Origin of the sequence: Streptomyces sp. NBC_01276 (assembly GCF_041435355.1) — a bacterium.
Taxonomy (GTDB): domain Bacteria; phylum Actinomycetota; class Actinomycetes; order Streptomycetales; family Streptomycetaceae; genus Streptomyces.
Map to the genome: position 1 here is coordinate 4184026 of NZ_CP108442.1, position 20193 is coordinate 4204218.

A 20193-nucleotide genomic window follows, 5' to 3' on the forward strand; every position below is an offset into this window, starting at 1 on the left:
TCCCTACTTATGAGTAGCGCTTCTGACCCGCTGGCGGCCCTGGGTTCGCTCCCGGGGGTCGCAGAGTCCGTGGATTCCGTACGCAAGGCCGTGGACCGGGTCTACGGACACCGCGTCATGCGCCGGCGCAGCGGGGAGATCACCTCGGAGGCCGCGCTGCGCGGCGCGCGGGGCAGCGCGGCGCTGTCCGGTGCCGACTGGGCGCTGGAGGAGGTCCGCCGCCGCACCGACTTCGGCGCCGAGGCGCAGGCGTTGACGGTGGGTGCCGCGCTGCGCCTGACGGCCGAGGCGGGCCAGCTGCTGAGCATCTGGCGCCAGTCGCCGCTACGGGTCCTCGCGCGGCTGCACCTGGTGGCGTCCGGGTCGACCGCGGCCGGGGACGTCGTGGGCAGGCCGCGGCTGGCCGGCGAGCCGGTGGACGAGCCCCTGGTGGACCTTCCGCTGCCCGGCGCCGACGAGGTGGCGGGGCGGCTGGACGGCCTCTCCCGGCTGATCATCGCCGGCGGCTCGGCCCCCGCCCTGATCACGGGCGCGGTGGTGCACGGCGAGCTCCTGGCGCTGAGGCCGTTCGGCTCGTACAACGGCCTGGTCGCACGCGCGGCCGAGCGGATCGTGCTGATCAACAGTGGCCTCGACCCGAAGGCGATCTGCCCGGCGGAGGTCGGTCACGCCGAGCAGGGCGTGAAGGCCTACCTGGAGGCTTTCGAGGGCTACGTCTCCGGGACCCCGGAGGGAATGGCCGCCTGGATCGCGCACTGCGGCCGCGCGATCGAACTCGGGGTGCGCGAGTCGACGGCGGTCTGCGAAGCCCTCCAGCGCGGCGCGGCGTAGGCGGCGGGGCGCGGCGCCGGGGCCCGGTGCTCGGGGGCGCCGGAAGCCGGGGCGCGCAGGGGCCGGAACGGGGTTGCGGCGACACCGTGATGCTTTGGTGTCGCCGCTGGCATTCGCGCCCAGTTACCAAGCGTCCTCGATATGTGCCCATCAGGTCGGGAGCTTTGCCCGGTTACCTGGTGCGGCTGGCCCGTAATCGACGGGTCGACGTCGCGTGGGTGCTCGGCGTTCATGCTTCGGTCCGTGGGCCTTACTGCGTTTTAAAGATGATCCTCTCGGATGTTCTTTGGTCTCGCGGGCCGTTGACTCCTTTGTACTCCGCTTCCGAGCCGAGCGAAACCCCTGGCCGGAGTTCTTTACTTTCCGGGATGACCCGGGGCGATTCGGACAGGTCAAAACGCCCCAGGTCAGGACACCCGGCGGTGGGGTGACGGCGGGGATCAGGCGGTGGCGGCGGCGGCCCGACGGCGGCTGGCGTACCAGACGAGACCGGCGGTGGCCGCGGCCGCGCCCACCGCCGCGGCGGCGACGAGGGCCGGGCGGGCGGGCATCGAGAGTGCGGGCAGCCGCTGCTTGAGCCGTACCGGCCTGCTGAACACCAGAACCGGCCACTCGCGTGCCACGGCCTCCCGTCGCAATGCCCGGTCCGGGTTGACCGCGTGCGGGTGCCCGACGGCTTCGAGCATCGGCACGTCGGTGAACGAGTCGCTGTACGCGTAGCACCGGGCCAGGTCGTAGCCCTCGGACTCGGCGAGCTCCCGGACGGCTTCCGCCTTCGTGGGCCCGTAGGCGTAGTACTCGATCTCCCCGGTGAAGCAGCCGTCGTCGCCGACCACCATGCGGGTGGCCACGACCCGGTCCGCCCCGAGCATCTCGCCGATCGGCTCGACGACTTCGGCGCCGGACGTCGACACGATCACCACGTCACGGCCCGCGGTGTGGTGGGCCTCGATGAGGGACGCGGCCTCGTCGTAGATGATCGGGTCGATCAGGTCGTGGAGGGCTTCGGCGACGATCTCCCGGACCTGCTGCACGTTCCACCCCTTGCAGAGGGCGGAGAGGTACTCGCGCATCCGCTCCATCTGATCGTGGTCGGCTCCGCCGGCCAGGAAGATGAACTGCGTGTACGCGGTGCGCAGCACGGCCCGCCGGTTGATCAGGCCGCCCTGGTAGAAGGACTTGCTGAACGTCAGAGTGCTGGACTTCGCAATGACCGTCTTGTCCAGGTCGAAGAAGGCGGCGGTCCGAGGCAAGGAGTGCGGCAAGGGCTGATTTTCCACGACCCGAGCATATGCGCCCACCATTCGGCGTAAGGTGTGGCGCGTGGGTTTGCCTGAGAAGGCTCTCGGGTACACCATGGAAGTCACGGATCGTTCGCGACCGTGCTAACCCGGTCTGGCTCCTCCCCCCCCGAGTCGGACCGTGGGGACGACCCCCGCTCTCCCCCCCGGCGGGGGTCGTCGCATGTCCGGACGCGGTTCGCGTCCCATGCCTTCGGCCTTCAGTGGTCATCCGCTCGGCCCTCCCTCGTCGGCGGGCCCGCATGGCTCAGGCCCTCACCCCCTCGAACTCGTCACGCTGCGTAGTGGTTCCGGCGCGCTCCGGAACTCACCTGATGGGGTGGCGAAGTTATTCACAAGGGCCATCTCGTCCACAGTTTTGGAGCAAGATCCACTCCCTTTTCCGGATCGCTGCACGGTGATTCCAGCCGCGAAGTCCGCGGCTCGTGGATTTGCGGTGAGAAGGGGGCGGAGATCGTGGCTGGATCGAAGTCGTGTGAAGGGCCGGAGCCCGTGGCGACCGGCGGGGGCGGGCGGGCCACAGGTGCGCCCGGGGCGGGGCCCGGCGGCGGGCGGCCGCTGATCATCACCGAGGACCCGCTGCTGCTCGACGACCTGCTGCGGCTGTGCGCCGCCGCGGGCGCCGAACCGCACGTGCACCATGCGGTGCCCGAGCAAAGCGGAGCCGGTGGTGCGCGTGGGAGCGGGGACGACGGGAGTGCCTTCGCGGGCGGTGGGCCGCGCGGTGGCGTGGGATGGGAATCGGCCCCGCTCGTCCTGGTCGGCGACGACGCCGCGCGCCGGGTGGGCGGAGCGCCGCGCCGAGGCGGGGTGTTCCTCGTCGGCCGGGACCTCGACGACCCCCTGGTCTGGCAGCGGGCGGTGGAGATCGGTGCCGAGGAGGTACTGCGGCTCCCCGACGCCGAGGGCCTGCTCGTCGACCGCATCGCCGACGTGGTGGAAGCGGCGGGACGCCCCGCCCTGGCCGTCGGCGTGATCGGCGGCAGCGGCGGCGCCGGCGCCTCCACCCTCGCCTGCGCCCTCGCGCTCGGCGCGGGCCGGGCGGGGGAGCGCACCATCCTCATCGACGGCGACCCGCTCGGTGGGGGCATGGACGTCCTGCTCGGTGGCGAGAGCGCCGCGGGCCTGCGCTGGCCCGACTTCGCCGCCTCGCGCGGCCGCGTCGGGGCGGGGGCCCTGGAGGAGTCCCTGCCCGAACTGCACGCGCTGCGGGTGCTGAGCTGGGACCGCGGCGAACGGGTGGTCGTGCCGCCCGCCGCGATGCGGTCGGTCGTGGCCGCCGCGCGCAGGAGGGGCGGCGTGGTCGTGGTCGACCTGCCCCGGCGGGTGGACGAGGCCGTGGCGGAGGTGCTGGCCCAGCTCGATTTGGTGCTGCTCGTGGTCCCCGGCGAGCTGCGGTCGGTGGCCGCGGCGGGCCGGGTGGCCGCCGGGGTGCGGATGGTGGCCCGGGACGTGCGGGTGGTAGTACGGGGCCGCTGCCGGGAGGGGCTCGACGCCGAAGCCGTGGCGGCGCTGCTGGGGGCGCCGCTGGCCGGGGAGGTGCCCGTGGAGGTGGGACTCCCCGGCCGGGTGGAGGAAGGGGAACCGCCGGGGGCGCGGGGCGCGCTGGCCCGGTTCTGCGACGGCTTCTGGCAGCGGGCCCTGGGCTCCGCGCAAGGAGTGCCGGCATGAGCGCGCCGCTGCTGGACGCGGTGCGCCAGCACCTCGCCGAGACCGGGGCGGAGCCCACCCCGGCCAGGGTCGTGGCGGCCCTGCGGGCACAGGGCCGGCTGCTCGGGGACGCGGAAGTGCTCGGAGTGGCCGAGGAGTTGCGGTCCGAGCTGGTCGGTGCGGGGCCGCTGGAGCGGCTGCTCGCCGACCCCGAGGTCACCGATGTGCTGGTGGCCGCCCCCGACCGGGTGTGGGTGGACCGGGGCGGGGGGCTGGAGTTGACGGAGGTGACGTTCGCCGACGCCGAGGCCGTGCGCAGGCTGGCCCAGCGGCTGGCCGCCGTCGCCGGGCGGCGGCTGGACGACGCCCGGCCCTGGGTGGACGCCCGGATGCCGGACGGAACCCGGCTGCACGCCGTGCTTCCCCCGGTGGCGGTCGGGTCGGCCTGCCTCTCGCTGCGCGTGGTGCGGCCCAAGGCGTTCACCCTGGACGAGCTCGTGGCCGCGGGAACCCTGCCGCCGGGCGGGCAGCGCCTCCTCCGGGCCATGGTCGAGGCCCGGCTGTCGTTCCTCGTCTCCGGCGGGACCGGGACGGGCAAGACCACCCTGCTCAGTGCCCTGCTGGGGCTGGTCGGGCCGGGCGAGCGGATCGTCCTGGCGGAGGACTCCGCCGAACTGCGCCCCGACCATCCGCATGTGGTGCGGCTGGAGACCAGGCCGGCCAACCAGGAGGGGGCCGGGCTGGTCACCCTGGCGGACCTGGTCCGCCAGGCCTTGCGGATGCGGCCCGACCGGCTGGTGGTCGGCGAGGTGCGTGGCGCCGAGGTGGCCGACCTGCTCGCCGCCCTGAACACCGGGCACGAGGGCGGGTGCGGCACGGTGCACGCCAACGCCGCGGCGCACGTGCCCGCCCGGCTGGAGGCGCTGGGCACGGCCGCCGGGCTCGACCGGGCTTCCCTGCACAGCCAGTTGGCCGCCGCGCTGACCCTGGTGGTCCACCTGGTCCGTGACCGGGCCGGGCGGCGCCGGGTGGCCGAGGTGCACGTGCTGGAGCGGGATCCGGCCGGGCTGGTGGTGACCGTGCCCGCGCTGCGCTGGGGGACCCGCGGGTTCGTACGGGAGCCGGGCTGGGCACGGCTCGGGCCGCTGCTGGGAGGTTCCCGGTGAGCCCCGGGGTGTCGGTGCCCGTTTTCGCCGGGGTGTTGTGTGCGGGCGCCGCAGTCCGAGTGCTGGCCGGGGGTGACCGACTGCCCCGGCGGGCACGGCTGGTGCTGGCGGGGGGAGGCCCGCAGGTGCCGGACGGGCCGGTGTGGGGGTGGCACCTGGTGGCCGGGCTGCGGGTGCGGGCCGGGAGGTGGCGGGAGTGGGTCCCGTTCGTGGCCGGGCTGGTGGTCGCGGTGCTCGGCGGGTCGGTGATCCCCCTGGTTTCGGGGGCGCTCGCGGTGCCGTTGGTGCGGCGCCGGCTGCGGGCCCGGGAGCGCGAGCGGGCGCGCGGGGCCCGGGCCGCGGAGGTGGTGGCGCTCTGCGGGGCCGTGGTGGGGGAACTGCGGGCGGGATCCCAGCCGGGTCGGGCGCTGACGGTGGCGATGCGGCGTACGTCGGCCGGTCCCGGCGGTCCGGGCCCGGCCGAGGCGGGGGTGCTGGCCGCGGCGGCCTTCGGCGGGGACGTCGCCGGGGCCCTGCACGAGGCGGCCCGGGAGCCGGGCGCCGCGGGGCTGGCCGGGATGGCGGCCTGCTGGCGGGTCTCGGTGGACGGCGGCGCGGGCCTGGCGGCCGGACTGGACCGGCTGGAGGGGGCGTTGCGTGCCGAGCGCGACCGGGAGGAGTCGCTGCGGGCCCAGTTGGCGGGAGCCAGGTCGACGACGGTGGTGCTCGCGCTGCTGCCGCTGGTGGGGCTGCTGATCGGCACCGGGCTCGGGGCGGACCCGCTGCGGGTGCTGCTGCACTCGCCGGTCGGGTGGGGCTGCCTGCTGGTGGGCGGAGTGCTGGAGGCGCTGGGACTGCTGTGGTGCCGGCGGATCGTACGGACGGGGGAGCGGTGATGGGCGGGCCCGTGGTCCACAGGCTGGGGACGGCGCTGTGCCTGGCGGCGCCGGTCTGGTGTCTGGTGTCGGGGTGGGCGGTGTGGCTGCGGCGGCGGGCGGCCCGTCGCCGACTCGCGGAGCTGTTTCCCGCGAGGGCGGTGGGCTCCGGGCCGGGGCGCGGGTCCCGGGGGCGGGCGTCGCGGGCCGTACGGGCCGGACCGGCCCGGGCGCTGCCGGGGCGCCGGGCGGTGGCCGGGGTGGTGCCGGGAGGCCGGGTGTCTGCCGGGAGGCCGGGAGGCCGGGTGTCGTTCGGCGGGGCGCCGGGCGCGCCGGCAGCGCCGGCGGGGCACGCGGCGGAGTCCGGGGTGCGGCGCTTCCTCGCCCGGTCCCGGTCCCGGTCACCGGTCGGTGCCGATCCCCGGGAGGTCGAGCGGCAGCTGCCCTTCGCGGCGGATCTGCTGGCCGCCTGTCTGGCCGCGGGTGCGGGCCCCGTGGAGGCTGCCGAGGTGGTGGGGGAATCGCTCGGCGGACCGGTGGGCGAGCGGCTGGCGCTCGCGGGCGCGGAGCTGCGCCTCGGCGGAGAACCGGGCGCCGCGTGGGGGAGGTTGGCGCGGATACCGGGGGCCCGGGGGCTCGCGGAATGTTTGGAGCGGGCCGCGCGTACCGGGGCGCCGGCCGCCGAGCCGGTCTCCCGGCTGGCCGCGGGTCTCCGTGCGGACCGCTCTCGCCGGGCGGTGGCCGGGGCGCAGCGGGCGGCGGTGCTCGTCACCGCGCCGGTGGGGCTGTGTTTCCTCCCTGCCTTCCTCGCGATCGGGGTGGCTCCGGTGGTGATCGGAATGGCCTCTGGGCTGCTGTCGGGCAAGTGAGAGAACCACACGGATCGCAAGCTGAAAACACATCAAGAACGTAATCCCACAGGAGGTTGTCATGAGGATCATCTGGTTTCGGGTGCGGGCGGCGCTGAGCGGCCGTTCGGGTGACGCGGGAATGTCGACTTCGGAATACGCCATGGGCACGATCGCGGCGTGTGCGTTCGCCGCCGTTCTGTACAAGGTGGTGACGAGTGACGTGGTCTCGGCGGCCCTTCAGTCGACCATCGGGAAGGCGCTCGATGCGCCCTTCTGAGGGAAATCGGGCGGGAATCGGAGACCGCGGATATGTGACGGCCGAGGCGGCTCTGATCATTCCGGCGCTGGTGTTGTTCGCGGCGTTGCTGGTGTGGGCGCTGATGGCGGCGGCCGCGCAGATCCGGTGTGTGGACGCAGCGCGGGCCGGTGCCAGGGCGGCGGGCCGGTCGGAGCCGCTCGACGTGGCGGTGGCGGCGGCCAAGGCGGCCGCCCCGCCCGGGGCGCGGGTGGAGCTGGAGCGGTCGGGGGACCTGTGGCGGGTCACGGTGGCCGCCCCGGCGCCGGGCCCGGCGGGGCTGCCGGTGCGGCTGGGGGCGGTGGCGGTGGCGCTGGCGGAGGACAGCGTGGGGGCGCCGCCGTGAGCCGGGACCGGGGTTCGGCGACGGTGTGGGCCGCGGTGGTGGCAACGGCCCTGGTGGCGGTGTTCGGGGGTGTGCTGCTGCTCGGCCAGGCGGTGGTGGCCCGCCACCGGGCGGGGGCGGCCGCGGATCTGGCGGCGCTGGCGGCGGCCGTGACCTGGGCGCGGGGTCCGGAGGCGGCGTGTGCGGTGGCCGGGCGGGTGGCGCGGGCGCAGGGGGCGGAGGTGGCGGTGTGCCGGGTCGGGGGTGAGGTGGCCGAAGTCACCGCCCGGGTCCGGGCGGGGCCGTTCGCCCCGGGGGTCGCGGCTCGCGCGGGGCCGGGGCCCGTGCCGGCGCCGTTGCCCGTGGAGGGCTGAGCCGGGTGCCGTTGCCGCTGCGCGGAGCCCTCCCCGCCCCGCCCTTCCTCCGTTCCCCGGGGCTCCGCCCCGGACCCCGCGCCTCAAGCGCCGGCGGGGCTGAAGTTCTGGGGCTCGGCCCCGGACCCCGCGCCTCAAGTACCGGCGGGGCTGAAGTTCTGGGGCTCGGCCTCGGGTCCCGCAGCCCGGGTGCCGGTGGGGCCGGAGGCGGGAGCTGGGGCTTCGCCACGGTCGCCGTGCCTCGGGGGTTGGCGGGGCTGAGGGGCGGGGGCGTGTCTCGGGCCCCGAGTGGCGGAGGGAGGGAGGGGCTGGAGCCGTGTCTCGGGGCCCGGACGCCCGAGTACCGGTGTGGCCGGGCGTGGGGCCCGGGGTTTCGCCTCCTGCCTCGGGACCCGTGTGTGGGTGGGGCTGGGGTTTTCCCGGGTGCTGCGCCGCAAGGGTCGGGGGTTCGCCGCTCGGGGGTTCGGCCGGGGTTTCAGGGGGTGCTTGGGGGGTGGGTGGGGTCGTGGGTGGGGGTCGGGGAGAGGAGGCGGGTGAGGAGGCGGATGGCGCCGCGTTTGTGGAGGGGGTCGTTGCCGTTGCCGCACTTGGGGGACTGGATGCAGGAGGGGCAGCCCGCCTCGCACTCGCAGGCGGCGATGGCGTCCCGGGTGGCCGTCAGCCAGGCGCGGGCCGTGTGGAAGCCCCGCTCGGCGAAGCCGGCGCCGCCCGGGTGGCCGTCGTAGACGAACACGGTCGGGAGGAGGGTGTCGGGATGCAGCGGGACGGAGACCCCGCCGATGTCCCAGCGGTCGCAGGTGGCGAACAGCGGGAGAAGGCCGATGGAGGCGTGCTCGGCGGCGTGCAGGGCGCCGCCGAGGATCTCCGGGCTGATCCGGGCCTCGTCGAGCTGGTCCTCGGTGACCGTCCACCAGACGGCCCGGGTGCGCAGGGTGCGCGGGGGCAGGTCCAGCTTGGCCTCGCCGAGGACCTCGCCGGTGATCAGCTTGCGGCGCAGGTAGGAGACGACCTGGTTGGTGACCTCCACGGAGCCGAAGCAGAGCCGGGCCGGGCCCCAGGGGATCTCCGTCTCGGTCTCCAGGACGGAGATGGAGGTGGTGTCCCGGGCCGTGGTGGAGAACGGCGGGGAGGCTTCCTCGACCAGGGCCACCGAGTCCTCCAGGTCCAGGCGCTCGACCAGGTAGGTGCGGCCCTGGTGGAGGTGGACGGCGCCGTCGTGGACGGTGGTGTGGGAGGCGGACTCGTCCACGGTGCCCAGCAGCCGCCCGGTCGAAGCCTCCACGATCTGCACGGGACGGCCCCCGCCTCCGCGGATGTCGGTGAGGTCGGAGGCCCGTTCCCGCCGGGTCCAGTGCCAGGCGGTGGCCCGGCGGCGCAGCAGTTTCGCCGCCTCCAGCTGGGGGAGGAGCTCGCGCGCCGCGGGGCCGAAGAGGTCCAGGTCCGGTTCGGTCAGGGGGATCTCGGCGGCGGCCGCGCACAGGTGCGGGGCCAGGACGTACGGGTTGTCGGGATCGAGGACGGTGGCCTCCACCGGCCGGCGGAAGAGGGCCTCGGGGTGGTGGACCAGGTAGGTGTCCAGGGGGTCGTCCCGGGCGATCAGCACGGCCAGGGCGCCCTGCCCCGAGCGCCCGGCCCGGCCCGCCTGCTGCCACAGGGAGGCCCGCGTGCCCGGGTACCCGGCGATCAGGACGGCGTCCAGGCCGGAGACGTCCACGCCCAGCTCCAGGGCGGTCGTGGCGGCCAGGCCGAGCAGTTCCCCGGAGTGCAGGGCCCGCTCCAGGGCCCGCCGCTCCTCGGGCAGGTAGCCGCCCCGGTAGGCCGCGACCCGCCGGGGCAGGGACCGGTCCACCTCGGCGAGCCGCTCCTGGGCGATCACGGAGATCAGCTCGGCGCCGCGCCGGGAGCGGACGAAGGCCACCGTGCGGACGCCCTGGACGACCAGGTCGGTCAGCAGGTCGGCGGTCTCCGCGGTCGCCGTGCGGCGTACGGGGGCGCCCTTCTCGCCCCTGAGGTCGGTCAGGGGCGGCTCCCACAGGGCGAAGACCACCTCACCGCGCGGTGAGGCGTCGTCGGCCACCTCGGTGACCGCCACGCCGGTCAGGCGGGACGCGGCGGCCGCCGGGTCGCTCGCGGTGGCCGAGGCCAGCAGGAAGACCGGCTCGGAGCCGTAGCGGGCGCACAGGCGGCGCAGCCGCCGCAGGACCTGGGCGACGTGGGAGCCGAATACCCCGCGGTAGGTGTGGCACTCGTCGATGACCACGTAGCGCAGGGCCTTCAGGAAGGAGGACCAGCGGGGGTGGGAGGGCAGGATGCCCCGGTGCAGCATGTCGGGGTTGGTCAGCACGTAGTTCGCGTACTGGCGCACCCACTCGCGTTCCTCGAAGGGGGTGTCCCCGTCGTACACGGCGGGCCGTACGGCGTTCCCGAGCGGTGCGGCCAGTTCCCGCACGGCCCGGCGCTGGTCGGCGGCCAGAGCCTTGGTCGGGGCCAGGTAGAGGGCGGTCGCACCCCGGCCGTTGGGTGCCTCGGCGCCGTCCGCGAGGGCGGAGAGCACGGGCGCCAGGTAGGCCAGGGACTTGCCCGAGGCGGTTCCGGTGGCGACGACCACGGATTCCCCGTCCAGGGCGTGCTCGGCGGCCGCGGCCTGGTGTTCCCACGGATGTTCGATCCCGGCGGCCCGGATGGCGGCCACGACATCTGTTCGGATGCGGTCGGGCCAGACCGCATGACGACCCGCCCGAGGGGGCAAGTGCTCCGTATGGGTGATGCGCGCAGCTCGGGAAGGTCCCCGTGAGAGACGGTCCAGGACCGTGCCGGGAGTGGGTCGTGGGTCCGCCGCGGCCGTGGCCGGACCGGGGCGCTGAGTGTTGGCCATTGGAACCGAGTGTGTCACCGGCGTGCGGGACAATGGACCCAAGGCGTCGTGCGCGCCTGCCGGTAAGTGATTGAATGCCATCGCGGCAGCCGATCCCTCCCCTACCTTCGGGTGGGGTAGGCCCCTGGGGGGCGCCGCTCGATAGCAAGGTGCTGGAGGATCCGTGGACCTGTCCCTGTCGACTCGCACTGTCGGCGACCGCACGGTCGTAGAGGTCGGTGGCGAGATTGATGTGTATACCGCGCCCAAGCTGCGCGAGCAGTTGGTGGAGTTGGTGAACGACGGCAGCTACCACCTGGTTGTCGACATGGAGCGAGTGGACTTCCTCGACTCCACCGGCCTCGGTGTGCTCGTGGGAGGCCTCAAGCGCGTGCGCGCGCACGAGGGCTCGCTGCGTCTGGTCTGCAACCAGGAGCGCATCCTGAAGATCTTCCGTATCACCGGTCTGACCAAGGTGTTCCCGATCCACACCACGGTGGAAGACGCCGTCAACGCCACCGACTGACGGCTCCCGGCCAGTGCCGCCCCGGCGGCACGGGAGCCGACGAGGAGCGGGGGTACCGGACCACGGGTGGTCCGGGCCCCTGTCAAGGCACGCCCGTAGTCCGAGGGGGATGCAATGGCCACCGTTGAACTGCGCTTCAGCGCCCAGCCCGAACACGTCCGGACGGCCCGCCTGGTCGCGGCCGCCGTGGCGCGCCGGGCGGGTGTGGAGGAAGCCGTCCTCGACGAGGTTCGCCTCGCCGTGGGCGAGGCGTGTTCCCGTGCCGTCGGACTGCACCGCAGCAGCGGGCTGACCGCGCCCGTCCGGGTGGTCCTGACCGAGGAGGAGAAGTCGTTCTCCATCGAGGTCGGCGACGACGTGCCCGGGCCGGCCGGTGGTTCTTCCGTGTCCGGGATCGCCGCGGCCCTCGACCCCGACACCGACGGGGAGGACGAGATGGGCCTCGCCGTGATCAGCGGGCTCGTCGACGACGTCTCGGTCACCACCGGGGAGGGCGGCGGAACGATTCGGATGAGCTGGCCCGTCTCCGGGGGGTCGGACCTCCCGTAGACCCGCCGCGCCGTAGACCCGCCGCGCGCGGTCCGTCGTATCTTCCGATCTTTATCAAGGCCCTGCTGAGCAGGGCCTTTTTCATTTCTCCGGGAAATAATCCCGATCATCCGCAGTGTGCTGATCGCCTGTCAATGCCTTTGTCCCATTACTTCTTTCGGGGGTAATGGGGTGACGTGATCTATTGCTGAGGAGCAAGAGCAGGCCAATTCCGTTTCACGCCCACTGTTTTGATGCGGGTGCGCTCCCTACAATCCGTCCACATCTTGAGCTCATCACGTCAAGGAGGACGAATGACGGGGCTCTTCACCCCTATCGCGCCGGATCGCGTCAATGATCTGGCAGCCGCAGTACTCACCGATGAAAATCGGCTCATCGTGTTCGTCATCGCGGGCGTCGCACTGGCCGCGCTGGTCGTCGCGCAGATCCTGGTCCGCCAGGTCCTCGCCGCCGACGAGGGCACGGACAGCATGAAGAGGATCGCCGCGGCGGTGCAGGAAGGCGCCAACGCCTACCTCGGCCGCCAGCTGCGCACCCTCGGCGTCTTCGCCGTCGTGGTGTTCTTCCTGCTCTTCCTGCTCCCCGCCGACGACTGGACGCAGCGGGCGGGACGTTCCGCCTTCTTCCTCGTCGGCGCGCTCTTCTCGGCCGCCACCGGCTACATCGGCATGCGCCTCGCGGTCCGCGCCAACGTGCGCGTCGCGGCCGCCGCCCGGGAGGCCACCCCCGCCGAGGGCGAACCCGCCAAGGACCTCACCGAGGTGGCCCACAAGGCCATGAAGATCGCCTTCCGCACGGGCGGCGTCGTCGGCATGTTCACCGTCGGCCTCGGCCTGTTCGGCGCCTCCTGCGTCGTCCTGGTCTACGCCGCCGACGCCCCCAAGGTCCTGGAGGGCTTCGGCCTCGGCGCCGCGCTCATCGCGATGTTCATGCGCGTGGGCGGCGGCATCTTCACGAAGGCCGCCGACGTCGGCGCCGACCTGGTCGGCAAGGTCGAGCAGGGCATTCCGGAGGACGATCCGCGCAATGCCGCGACCATCGCCGACAACGTGGGCGACAACGTCGGCGACTGCGCGGGGATGGCGGCCGACCTCTTCGAGTCCTACGCCGTCACCCTCGTGGCCGCGCTCATCCTCGGCAAGGCCGCCTTCGGCGACCTCGGCCTGGCCTTCCCGCTGATCGTGCCCGCCATCGGCGTCGTCACCGCGATGATCGGCATCTTCGCGGTCGCGCCCCGGCGCTCGGACCGCAGCGGCATGACCGCGATCAACCGCGGCTTCTTCATCTCCGCCGTGATCTCCCTGGTGCTGGTCGGGATCGCCGTCTACGCGTACCTCCCGGCCACCTACAAGGAGCTCGTCGGCGTCGAGGACGCCGCCATCTCCGGCCACGCCGGGGACCCCCGCGTCCTGGCGGTCGTCGCCGTCGCCATCGGCATCGTCCTCGCGGCCCTGATCCAGCAGCTGACCGGCTACTTCACCGAGACCAACCGCCGTCCCGTCCGGGACATCGGCAAGTCCTCGCTGACCGGACCCGCCACCGTGGTCCTCGCCGGCATCTCCGTCGGCCTGGAGTCCGCCGTCTACACGGCGCTCCTCATCGGCCTCGGCGTCTACGGGGCCTTCCTGCTCGGCGGGACCTCGATCATGCTGGCGCTCTTCGCGGTGGCCCTCGCCGGCACCGGCCTGCTGACGACCGTCGGCGTCATCGTCGCCATGGACACCTTCGGGCCGGTCTCCGACAACGCCCAGGGCATCGCCGAGATGTCCGGCGACGTCGAGGGCGCGGGCGCCCAGGTGCTCACCGACCTCGACGCGGTCGGCAACACCACCAAGGCCATCACCAAGGGCATCGCCATCGCCACCGCCGTACTCGCCGCGGCCGCGCTCTTCGGCTCGTACAACGACGCGATCGCCACCGCGGTCAAGTCGGTCGGCGCGAAGGCGGGCGAGATGAACCTCAGCCTGGACATCGCCCAGCCCAACAACCTGGTCGGCCTGATCCTGGGCGCGGCCGTCGTGTTCCTGTTCTCGGGCCTGGCCATCAACGCCGTCTCCCGCTCCGCGGGCGCCGTCGTCTACGAGGTGCGCCGCCAGTTCCGCGAGCACCCCGGGATCATGGACTACACCGAGAAGCCCGAGTACGGGCGCGTCGTGGACATCTGCACCAAGGACGCGCTGCGCGAACTCGCCACGCCCGGCCTGCTCGCCGTCCTCACCCCGATCGCCGTCGGCTTCTCGCTCGGCGTCGGCGCGCTCGGCTCGTTCCTCGCGGGCGCCATCGGCACCGGCACCCTGATGGCGGTCTTCCTCGCCAACTCCGGTGGCGCGTGGGACAACGCCAAGAAGCTCGTCGAGGACGGACACCACGGCGGCAAGGGCAGCGAGGCCCACGCCGCGGTCGTCATCGGCGACACCGTCGGCGACCCGTTCAAGGACACCGCGGGCCCGGCCATCAACCCGCTGCTCAAGGTCATGAACCTGGTGGCGCTGCTGATCGCCCCGGCCGTCGTGCAGTTCAGCTACGGCGAGGACACCAGCGCGACCGTGCGGGCCGTGGTCGCGGCCCTCGCCATCGCGGTGATCGTCGGCGCGGTCTACGTGTCCAAGCGCCGCGGCATCGCCGTCGGCGACGACGGCGACGGCGGGGCCGCCGAACGGGTGGCCCAGCAGGCCGATCCGGCGGTGGTTTCCTGACCCTGCGGACGCTCCGAGCGCGTCGGCACCGGCCCCCGGGCCGGACCCGGCTCGACGATGCGCCCGAACGGCGGACGGGCGGCGCGGACTGACGCGCCGTCTGTCCGCCTTTGTGCGTCCCCGGATGGCGGGCGTGTATCTTCCGGCCGAGAGCCTTCGAAGGGACCAATCCGGTGAACAAGAAGCTTGCGGCCGCGGTGTCCGGCGGTGCGGTACTGATGCTCGTCCTGTCCGGCTGTGGCGGTGGGGACGACGGTGACAAGAAGGCCGACGCCTGGGCCAAGAAGGTCTGCGACAAGTGGGAGCCAGAGCTCACCAAGATCAAGACCACCAATGACGAGCTGAAGCGGGTGGCCAGCCAGAGCAGCAAGCCCGAAGAGGTCCAGAAGACCGACTCGGCCGCGTTCCAGACGCTGTCCGAGGCCTACAAGACCATGGGCGGCGCGCTCACGGCCGCGGGCGAGGCACCGGTCAAGGACGGCGCCACCACCCAGCAGGCCGTGGTGAAGAGCTACGGGGAGATCTCCAAGGGCTACACCGATCTCAAGACGAAGATCGACGCGCTCGACCCGAAGGACCAGGCGAAGTTCGCGGACGGCCTCCAGCAGGTCGCCGGCGGTCTCACCGAGGTCGCGGCCAACGAGACGGCGAGCAAGGAGAAGCTCAACTCGACCGGCCTCAAGGTGATCTACACCCAGAAGGGCTGCCAGGTCAGCGCCCCCAAGTAGCCGAGCGGGTGCCGTCCGCCCCGCCAGCGCGCGGCGGGCGGTACGCCGAGGCTCGTACGGATCCGCGGCCCCAGCGGCCACAATGGACGCGTGAGTACCACCAGCCTCCCCACGCCCGATCGGGCCGCCGCCCTCCGTACCGCCCTGCTCGCCGCGGGCTTCACCGCCGACGGGCTGCTCGACCTGCTCGGCGCCCCGGCCTACGCCGCCCTCGCCCGCAGCGAGACGGTCCCCGCCCTGCGTGCCGCGCGCAGCCACGGCGACGGCCCCCTCGCGAGCCTGGTCCGGCTGTTCCTCCTGCAGAGCCCGGTGCCGTACGCGCACGCCGCGGCCGCGCTGCCCGTCGAGGACGCGCTCGCCGACGGCTGGCTGCGCCGGGAGGAAGCCGCCGACGGCGAGGACGCCGTCCGCGCCACCGTCGACGTCCGCCCGTACGGGGGCCCGGACGGCGAGGACTGGTTCATCGTCTCGGACCTGGGCTGCGCCGTCGGCGGGGCCGGCGGCATCGGCAGCCGCGAGGAGGGCGTGGTCCTCGGCGTGGGCGGGGCCTCCACCACCCTGGCCGGGATCACCGTCCGCGTCCCCGTCGGATCGGCCCTCGACCTGGGCGCCGGATCGGGCATCCAGGCGCTGCACGCCGCCCAGCACGCCACCCGGGTCACCGCCACCGACGTCAACCCGCGCGCGCTGGAGTTCACCCGTCTGACGCTGGCGCTGTCCGGGGCGCCGGAGGCGGAGCTGCTCGCCGGATCCCTGTTCGAGCCCGTCGGCGAGGCCACGTACGACCTGATCGTGTCCAACCCGCCCTTCGTGATCTCGCCCGGCGCCCGGCTCACCTACCGCGACGGCGGGATGGGCGGCGACGACCTCTGCCGGACCCTGGTCCAGCAGGCCGGCGCCCACCTCAACCCGGGCGGGTACGCGCAGTTTCTCGGGAACTGGCAGCACGTGGAGGGCGAGGACTGGCACGACCGGGTCCGCTCCTGGGTGCCGCGCGGCTGCGACGCCTGGATCGTGCAGCGGGACGTGCAGGACGTGACGCAGTACGCGGAGCTGTGGCTGCGCGACGGGGGCGACCACCGCACCGACCCGGCCGAGTACGCGCGGCGCTACGAGGACTGGCTGGACGAGTTCGAGGCGCGCAAGACCAAGGCCGTCGGCTTCGGATGGATCACCCTGCGCCGCACCGCCGCCGCCGAGCCCTCGATCGTGGTCGAGGAGTGGCCGCACTCGGTGGAGCAGCCGCTCGGCGACGCCGTCCTGGCCCACTTCGCCCGCCAGGACTACCTGCGCGAGCACGACGACGCGGCCCTGCTGGCGGGGTACTTCCAGCTCACCGAGGAGGTCGTCCAGGAGCAGGTCGGCGCGCCCGGGGCGGAGGACCCGGAGCACGTGGTGCTCCGGCAGCACCGCGGCATGCGCCGCGCCACCAAGGTCGACACGGTCGGGGCGGGCTTCGCAGGAGTGTGCGACGGGTCACTCAGCGCGGGCCGGATCCTGGACGCGATCGCCCAGCTGGTGGAGGAGGATCCGGTCGTTCTGCGGGACCGGACGCCGGAGGCGATCCGGATGCTGGTCGAGCAGGGTTTCCTGGATCCCGTGCCGGGGCCGGCCGCCGGCTAGCGGATCCCGCGCCGCCCTCCGTCGCCGTGATGTAACCCGGGGTTCGCCTGCTGTCTCCCCACGGCTGGCAGGCTCCCGGGCAACGGGATCCGGGGGGATTCCCGAGCGGCCCGAGGGGAAAAGGGGAACGGCATGGAACGCGGTCCGGCGATCTTCGCAGCGGCCGTGTTCCTGCTGTTCGGGGCCGCTCTGCTGGCCTGGACCGGGGCGCGCGCACTGCGTCGCGCGCCGGTGGCGGAGGGAGTGCGCCCCGTCGTGGCCGTACCGTTGGCACTGCTGTCCGGAGCGGTGTCCCTGGCCCTCGGGGTCTGGTGCCTCCAGCGGTTCTGAGGCGGCCTCCCGCGATGATCTCCGCGGGGGTGTGAAACCCGACGTCGCGGCGGGTCGGGGGGCGGGGCCAGACGGCCCTCCGGCCACCCCGCCCGGTGACCGGGAGGGGGCGGCCGACGCATCCGGGCGGCAGAAACGGCACTTGTCGGGTTACCGTTCGAGTGGCCGTTGCGGGCTTGTGCCGTTTGACACGGGTGCGGGTTGTACCGTCACACTCCGCAGCGTCGCCGTACCGCGACCGAGTGCCGACCGGAGAGAAGAGCCAAGTTGTCCCCGACTAGCGAGACCGCAAAGGGCGGCCGCCGACTCGTCATCGTCGAGTCCCCTGCCAAGGCGAAGACGATCAAGGGCTACCTCGGCGCCGGATACGTCGTCGAGGCGAGCGTCGGGCACATTCGCGACCTCCCGAACGGCGCGGCGGAGGTCCCCGACAAGTACACCGGCGAGGTCCGCCGTCTCGGCGTGGACGTCGAGCACGACTTCCAGCCGATCTACGTCGTCAACGCGGACAAGAAGGCGCAGGTCAGGAAGCTCAAGGACCTGCTGGCCGAGTCCGACGAGCTCTTCCTCGCCACCGATGAGGACCGCGAGGGCGAAGCCATCGCGTGGCACCTGCAGGAAGTCCTCAAGCCCAAGGTCCCCGTCCACCGGATGGTCTTCCACGAGATCACCAAGGACGCGATCCGCGACGCCGTCGCCAACCCGCGCGAACTCAACCAGCGCATGGTCGACGCCCAGGAGACCCGCCGCATCCTCGACCGCCTCTACGGCTACGAGGTCTCGCCGGTCCTGTGGAAGAAGGTCATGCCGAAGCTGTCGGCGGGCCGCGTGCAGTCGGTGGCCACCCGCCTCGTCGTCGAGCGGGAGCGCGAGCGCATCGCCTTCCGCTCCGCCGAGTACTGGGACCTGACCGCCACCTTCGCCACCGGTCGCGCCGGTGACGCCTCCGACCCCTCGACGCTGGTCGCCCGCCTGAACGCGGTGGACGGCAAGCGCGTGGCGCAGGGCCGCGACTTCGGCTCCAACGGCCGGCTCAAGAGCGAGGTGCTGCACCTCGACGAGGCGAACGCCCGGGCGCTCGCCGCCGCGCTGGCGGACACCGCCTTCGCCGTCCGGTCGGTCGAGTCGAAGCCGTACCGCCGCTCCCCGTACGCCCCGTTCCGTACGACGACGCTCCAGCAGGAGGCCTCGCGCAAGCTGGGCTTCGGCGCGAAGGCGACGATGCAGGTGGCGCAGAAGCTGTACGAGAACGGCTTCATCACCTACATGCGTACGGACTCCACCACGCTCTCCGACACCGCGGTGTCGGCGGCGCGGGCGCAGGTCACCCAGCTCTACGGGGCCGACTACCTGCCGGAGAAGCCGCGCGTCTACGCCGGCAAGGTCAAGAACGCGCAGGAGGCGCACGAGGCGATCCGCCCCTCGGGTGATCGTTTCCGCACCCCGGCCGAGACGGGTCTGAGCGGCGACCAGTTCCGCCTGTACGAGCTCATCTGGAAGCGGACCGTCGCCTCGCAGATGAAGGACGCGACCGGCAACTCCGTCACCGTCAAGATCGGTGGCCGGGCCGCCGACGGACGCGACGCCGAGTTCAGCGCCTCCGGCAAGACGATCACCTTCCACGGCTTCATGAAGGCCTACGTCGAGGGCGCCGACGACCCGAACGCCGAGCTCGACGACCGCGAGAAGCGGCTGCCGCAGGTCGCCGAGGGCGACGCGCTGACGGCCGAGGAGATCACGGCCGACGGCCACTCGACCAAGCCGCCGGCCCGCTACACCGAGGCCTCGCTGGTCAAGGAGCTGGAAGAGCGCGAGATCGGCCGCCCGTCGACGTACGCGTCGATCATCGGCACGATCCTCGACCGCGGCTACGTCTTCAAGAAGGGCACGGCACTCGTCCCGTCCTTCCTGTCGTTCGCCGTCGTGAACCTCCTGGAGACGCACTTCGGGCGGCTCGTCGACTACGACTTCACCGCGAAGATGGAGGACGACCTCGACCGCATCGCGCGGGGCGAGGCCCAGTCCGTGCCGTGGCTGAAGCGGTTCTACTTCGGCTCCGAGGACGCCTCGGAGGTCGTGCCCGCCGACGGCGACCACCTCGGTGGTCTGAAGGAGCTGGTCACGGACCTGGGCGCGATCGACGCCCGGGAGATCTCCTCCTTCCCGGTCGGCGACGACATCGTGCTGCGCGTGGGCCGCTACGGCCCGTACGTCGAGCGGGGCGAGAAGGACGCCGAGGGCCACCAGCGCGCCGACGTGCCCGACGACCTGGCTCCGGACGAGCTGACGGTCGAGTACGCACAGGAACTGTTCGCGAAGCCGAGCGGTGAATTCGAGCTGGGCGCGGACCCGGTGAGCGGGAACCAGATCGTCGCGAAGGACGGCCGCTACGGCCCCTACGTGACGGAGATCCTGCCCGAGGGCACGCCGAAGACGGGCAAGAACGCGGTCAAGCCGCGCACGGCGTCCCTCTTCAAGTCGATGTCCCTCGACACGGTCACCCTCGACGAGGCCCTGAAGCTGATGTCGCTGCCCCGCGTGGTCGGCGCGGACGCGGAGGGCGTGGAGATCACGGCGCAGAACGGCCGCTACGGCCCGTACCTGAAGAAGGGCACGGACTCGCGGTCGCTGGAGACCGAGGACCAGCTCTTCTCCATCACCGTGGACGAGGCGCTCGCCATCTACGCGCAGCCCAAGCAGCGGGGCCGGGCCGCGGCCAAGCCCCCGCTGAAGGAGCTGGGCACCGACCCGGTGAGCGAGAAGCCGGTGGTGGTCAAGGACGGCCGCTTCGGGCCCTACGTGACGGACGGCGAGACGAACGCGACGCTGCGGCGGGACGACGACGTCGAGACCATCACCCCGGAGCGCGGCTACGAGCTCCTCGCGGAGAAGCGGGCGAAGGGCCCGGCGAAGAAGACCGCGAAGAAGGCACCGGCGAAGAAGGCGCCCGCCAAGAAGGCACCGGCGAAGAAGGCGACGGCGACGAAGGCCGCCGCGAAGAAGACGACGACGGCGAAGAAGACCACCGCCGCGAAGAAGACGACGGCCGCGGCGAAGAAGGCGGCGGCGGCTCCGGCGTCGTCCGAGGAGTAGCCGGTACGGCAGTGGCTCACCCTGAGGTGCCCCGATACGGCGCCGCAGTCCGCCCGAGGGCCCCGTGCGATCCGCGCGGGGCCCTCGGGCGTGCCCGGGGCGGCGCCCCGGGTGGGTGCGGGGTCACACCCGGCCCCGTCCACAGGC

General features: G+C 73.3%; 17 protein-coding genes. 15 read left to right on the forward strand and 2 right to left on the reverse strand.

Annotated elements, in window-relative coordinates:
- Positions 1 to 9: 9 nt before the first annotated feature.
- Positions 10 to 831 carry an oxidoreductase gene (locus OG295_RS18655; protein ID WP_356211193.1) on the forward strand — a complete coding sequence of 274 codons (822 nt, stop codon included), beginning with the start codon at positions 10 to 12 and terminating at the stop codon, positions 829 to 831.
- 440 nt (positions 832 to 1271) lie between these two features.
- On the opposite strand, the gene OG295_RS18660 is transcribed toward OG295_RS18655, so the two are convergent.
- Positions 1272 to 2135: an HAD family hydrolase gene (locus OG295_RS18660; RefSeq protein WP_371677880.1), complete on the reverse strand. Its 864-nt coding sequence runs from the start codon at positions 2133 to 2135 to the stop codon at positions 1272 to 1274.
- Positions 2136 to 2624: 489 nt separating this feature from the next.
- Between OG295_RS18660 and ssd the strand changes: the two genes are divergently transcribed.
- From ssd to OG295_RS18695, 7 genes are all read left to right on the forward strand, one after another.
- The gene (gene ssd, locus OG295_RS18665; RefSeq protein ID WP_371681230.1) at positions 2625 to 3803 is read left to right on the forward strand and encodes a septum site-determining protein Ssd; all 1179 of its coding nucleotides are present in this window, start codon (positions 2625 to 2627) and stop codon (positions 3801 to 3803) included.
- Complete coding sequence (locus OG295_RS18670) at positions 3800 to 4948, forward strand: TadA family conjugal transfer-associated ATPase (RefSeq protein WP_371677881.1); 1149 nt, start codon at positions 3800 to 3802, stop codon at positions 4946 to 4948. The genes ssd and OG295_RS18670 overlap by 4 nt, the downstream gene beginning before the upstream one ends.
- Positions 4945 to 5823 carry a type II secretion system F family protein gene (locus OG295_RS18675; RefSeq protein WP_371677882.1) on the forward strand — a complete coding sequence of 293 codons (879 nt, stop codon included), beginning with the start codon at positions 4945 to 4947 and terminating at the stop codon, positions 5821 to 5823. Before OG295_RS18670 ends, OG295_RS18675 begins: the two co-directional genes overlap by 4 nt.
- Positions 5823 to 6671: a type II secretion system F family protein gene (locus OG295_RS18680; protein ID WP_371677883.1), complete on the forward strand. Its 849-nt coding sequence runs from the start codon at positions 5823 to 5825 to the stop codon at positions 6669 to 6671. The genes OG295_RS18675 and OG295_RS18680 overlap by 1 nt, the downstream gene beginning before the upstream one ends.
- 61 nt (positions 6672 to 6732) lie before the next feature.
- A complete protein-coding gene (locus tag OG295_RS18685; protein WP_030228542.1) occupies positions 6733 to 6930 on the forward strand; it encodes a DUF4244 domain-containing protein in 198 nt (65 codons plus the stop codon).
- 34 nt (positions 6931 to 6964) lie between these two features.
- Entirely contained in the window at positions 6965 to 7294 is a 330-nt protein-coding gene (locus OG295_RS18690) for a TadE family type IV pilus minor pilin (RefSeq protein ID WP_371677884.1), read from the forward strand.
- A complete protein-coding gene (locus tag OG295_RS18695) occupies positions 7291 to 7647 on the forward strand; it encodes an Rv3654c family TadE-like protein (protein ID WP_371677885.1) in 357 nt (118 codons plus the stop codon). Before OG295_RS18690 ends, OG295_RS18695 begins: the two co-directional genes overlap by 4 nt.
- 475 nt (positions 7648 to 8122) lie before the next feature.
- Here the strand turns inward: OG295_RS18695 and OG295_RS18700 are convergent, their stop codons facing one another.
- Complete coding sequence (locus tag OG295_RS18700; RefSeq protein ID WP_371677886.1) at positions 8123 to 10603, reverse strand: DEAD/DEAH box helicase; 2481 nt, start codon at positions 10601 to 10603, stop codon at positions 8123 to 8125.
- A gap of 82 nt (positions 10604 to 10685) precedes the next feature.
- On the opposite strand from OG295_RS18700, the gene bldG reads away from it, so the two are divergent.
- The 7 genes from bldG (at position 10686) to topA (ending at position 20046) form a co-directional block, all read left to right on the forward strand.
- On the forward strand, positions 10686 to 11027 hold the full coding sequence (bldG, locus tag OG295_RS18705; protein ID WP_008743037.1) for an anti-sigma factor antagonist BldG: 342 nt from the start codon (positions 10686 to 10688) through the stop codon (positions 11025 to 11027).
- Positions 11028 to 11141: 114 nt separating this feature from the next.
- Positions 11142 to 11576, forward strand: coding sequence for an ATP-binding protein (locus OG295_RS18710; protein ID WP_266839956.1), 435 nt, complete (start codon positions 11142 to 11144; stop codon positions 11574 to 11576).
- A gap of 293 nt (positions 11577 to 11869) precedes the next feature.
- Complete coding sequence (locus tag OG295_RS18715; protein WP_371677887.1) at positions 11870 to 14272, forward strand: sodium-translocating pyrophosphatase; 2403 nt, start codon at positions 11870 to 11872, stop codon at positions 14270 to 14272.
- 173 nt (positions 14273 to 14445) lie between these two features.
- Positions 14446 to 15000, forward strand: coding sequence for a small secreted protein (locus OG295_RS18720; RefSeq protein WP_266839953.1), 555 nt, complete (start codon positions 14446 to 14448; stop codon positions 14998 to 15000).
- Positions 15001 to 15090: 90 nt separating this feature from the next.
- Entirely contained in the window at positions 15091 to 16623 is a 1533-nt protein-coding gene (locus tag OG295_RS18725) for a methyltransferase (RefSeq protein WP_371677888.1), read from the forward strand.
- A gap of 132 nt (positions 16624 to 16755) precedes the next feature.
- Positions 16756 to 16953, forward strand: a complete 198-nt coding sequence (locus OG295_RS18730) for a hypothetical protein (protein WP_266839950.1) — start codon at positions 16756 to 16758, stop codon at positions 16951 to 16953.
- 267 nt (positions 16954 to 17220) lie between these two features.
- Positions 17221 to 20046, forward strand: a complete 2826-nt coding sequence (gene topA, locus OG295_RS18735) for a type I DNA topoisomerase (RefSeq protein ID WP_371677889.1) — start codon at positions 17221 to 17223, stop codon at positions 20044 to 20046.
- The last annotated feature ends 147 nt before the right edge of the window (positions 20047 to 20193 follow it).

Bases quoted from the DNA above. Each gene is read 5' to 3' on its own strand.
- OG295_RS18655 (WP_356211193.1), top strand. From the start codon at position 10: ATGAGTAGCGCTTCTGACCCGCTGGCGGCCCTGGGTTCGCTCCCGGGG.
- OG295_RS18660 (WP_371677880.1), bottom strand. From the start codon at position 2,135: ATGGTGGGCGCATATGCTCGGGTCGTGGAAAATCAGCCCTTGCCGCAC.
- OG295_RS18670 (WP_371677881.1), top strand. From the start codon at position 3,800: ATGAGCGCGCCGCTGCTGGACGCGGTGCGCCAGCACCTCGCCGAGACC.
- OG295_RS18680 (WP_371677883.1), top strand. From the start codon at position 5,823: ATGGGCGGGCCCGTGGTCCACAGGCTGGGGACGGCGCTGTGCCTGGCG.
- OG295_RS18685 (WP_030228542.1), top strand. From the start codon at position 6,733: ATGAGGATCATCTGGTTTCGGGTGCGGGCGGCGCTGAGCGGCCGTTCG.
- OG295_RS18700 (WP_371677886.1), bottom strand. From the start codon at position 10,603: ATGGCATTCAATCACTTACCGGCAGGCGCGCACGACGCCTTGGGTCCA.
- OG295_RS18710 (WP_266839956.1), top strand. From the start codon at position 11,142: ATGGCCACCGTTGAACTGCGCTTCAGCGCCCAGCCCGAACACGTCCGG.
- OG295_RS18715 (WP_371677887.1), top strand. From the start codon at position 11,870: ATGACGGGGCTCTTCACCCCTATCGCGCCGGATCGCGTCAATGATCTG.
- OG295_RS18730 (WP_266839950.1), top strand. From the start codon at position 16,756: ATGGAACGCGGTCCGGCGATCTTCGCAGCGGCCGTGTTCCTGCTGTTC.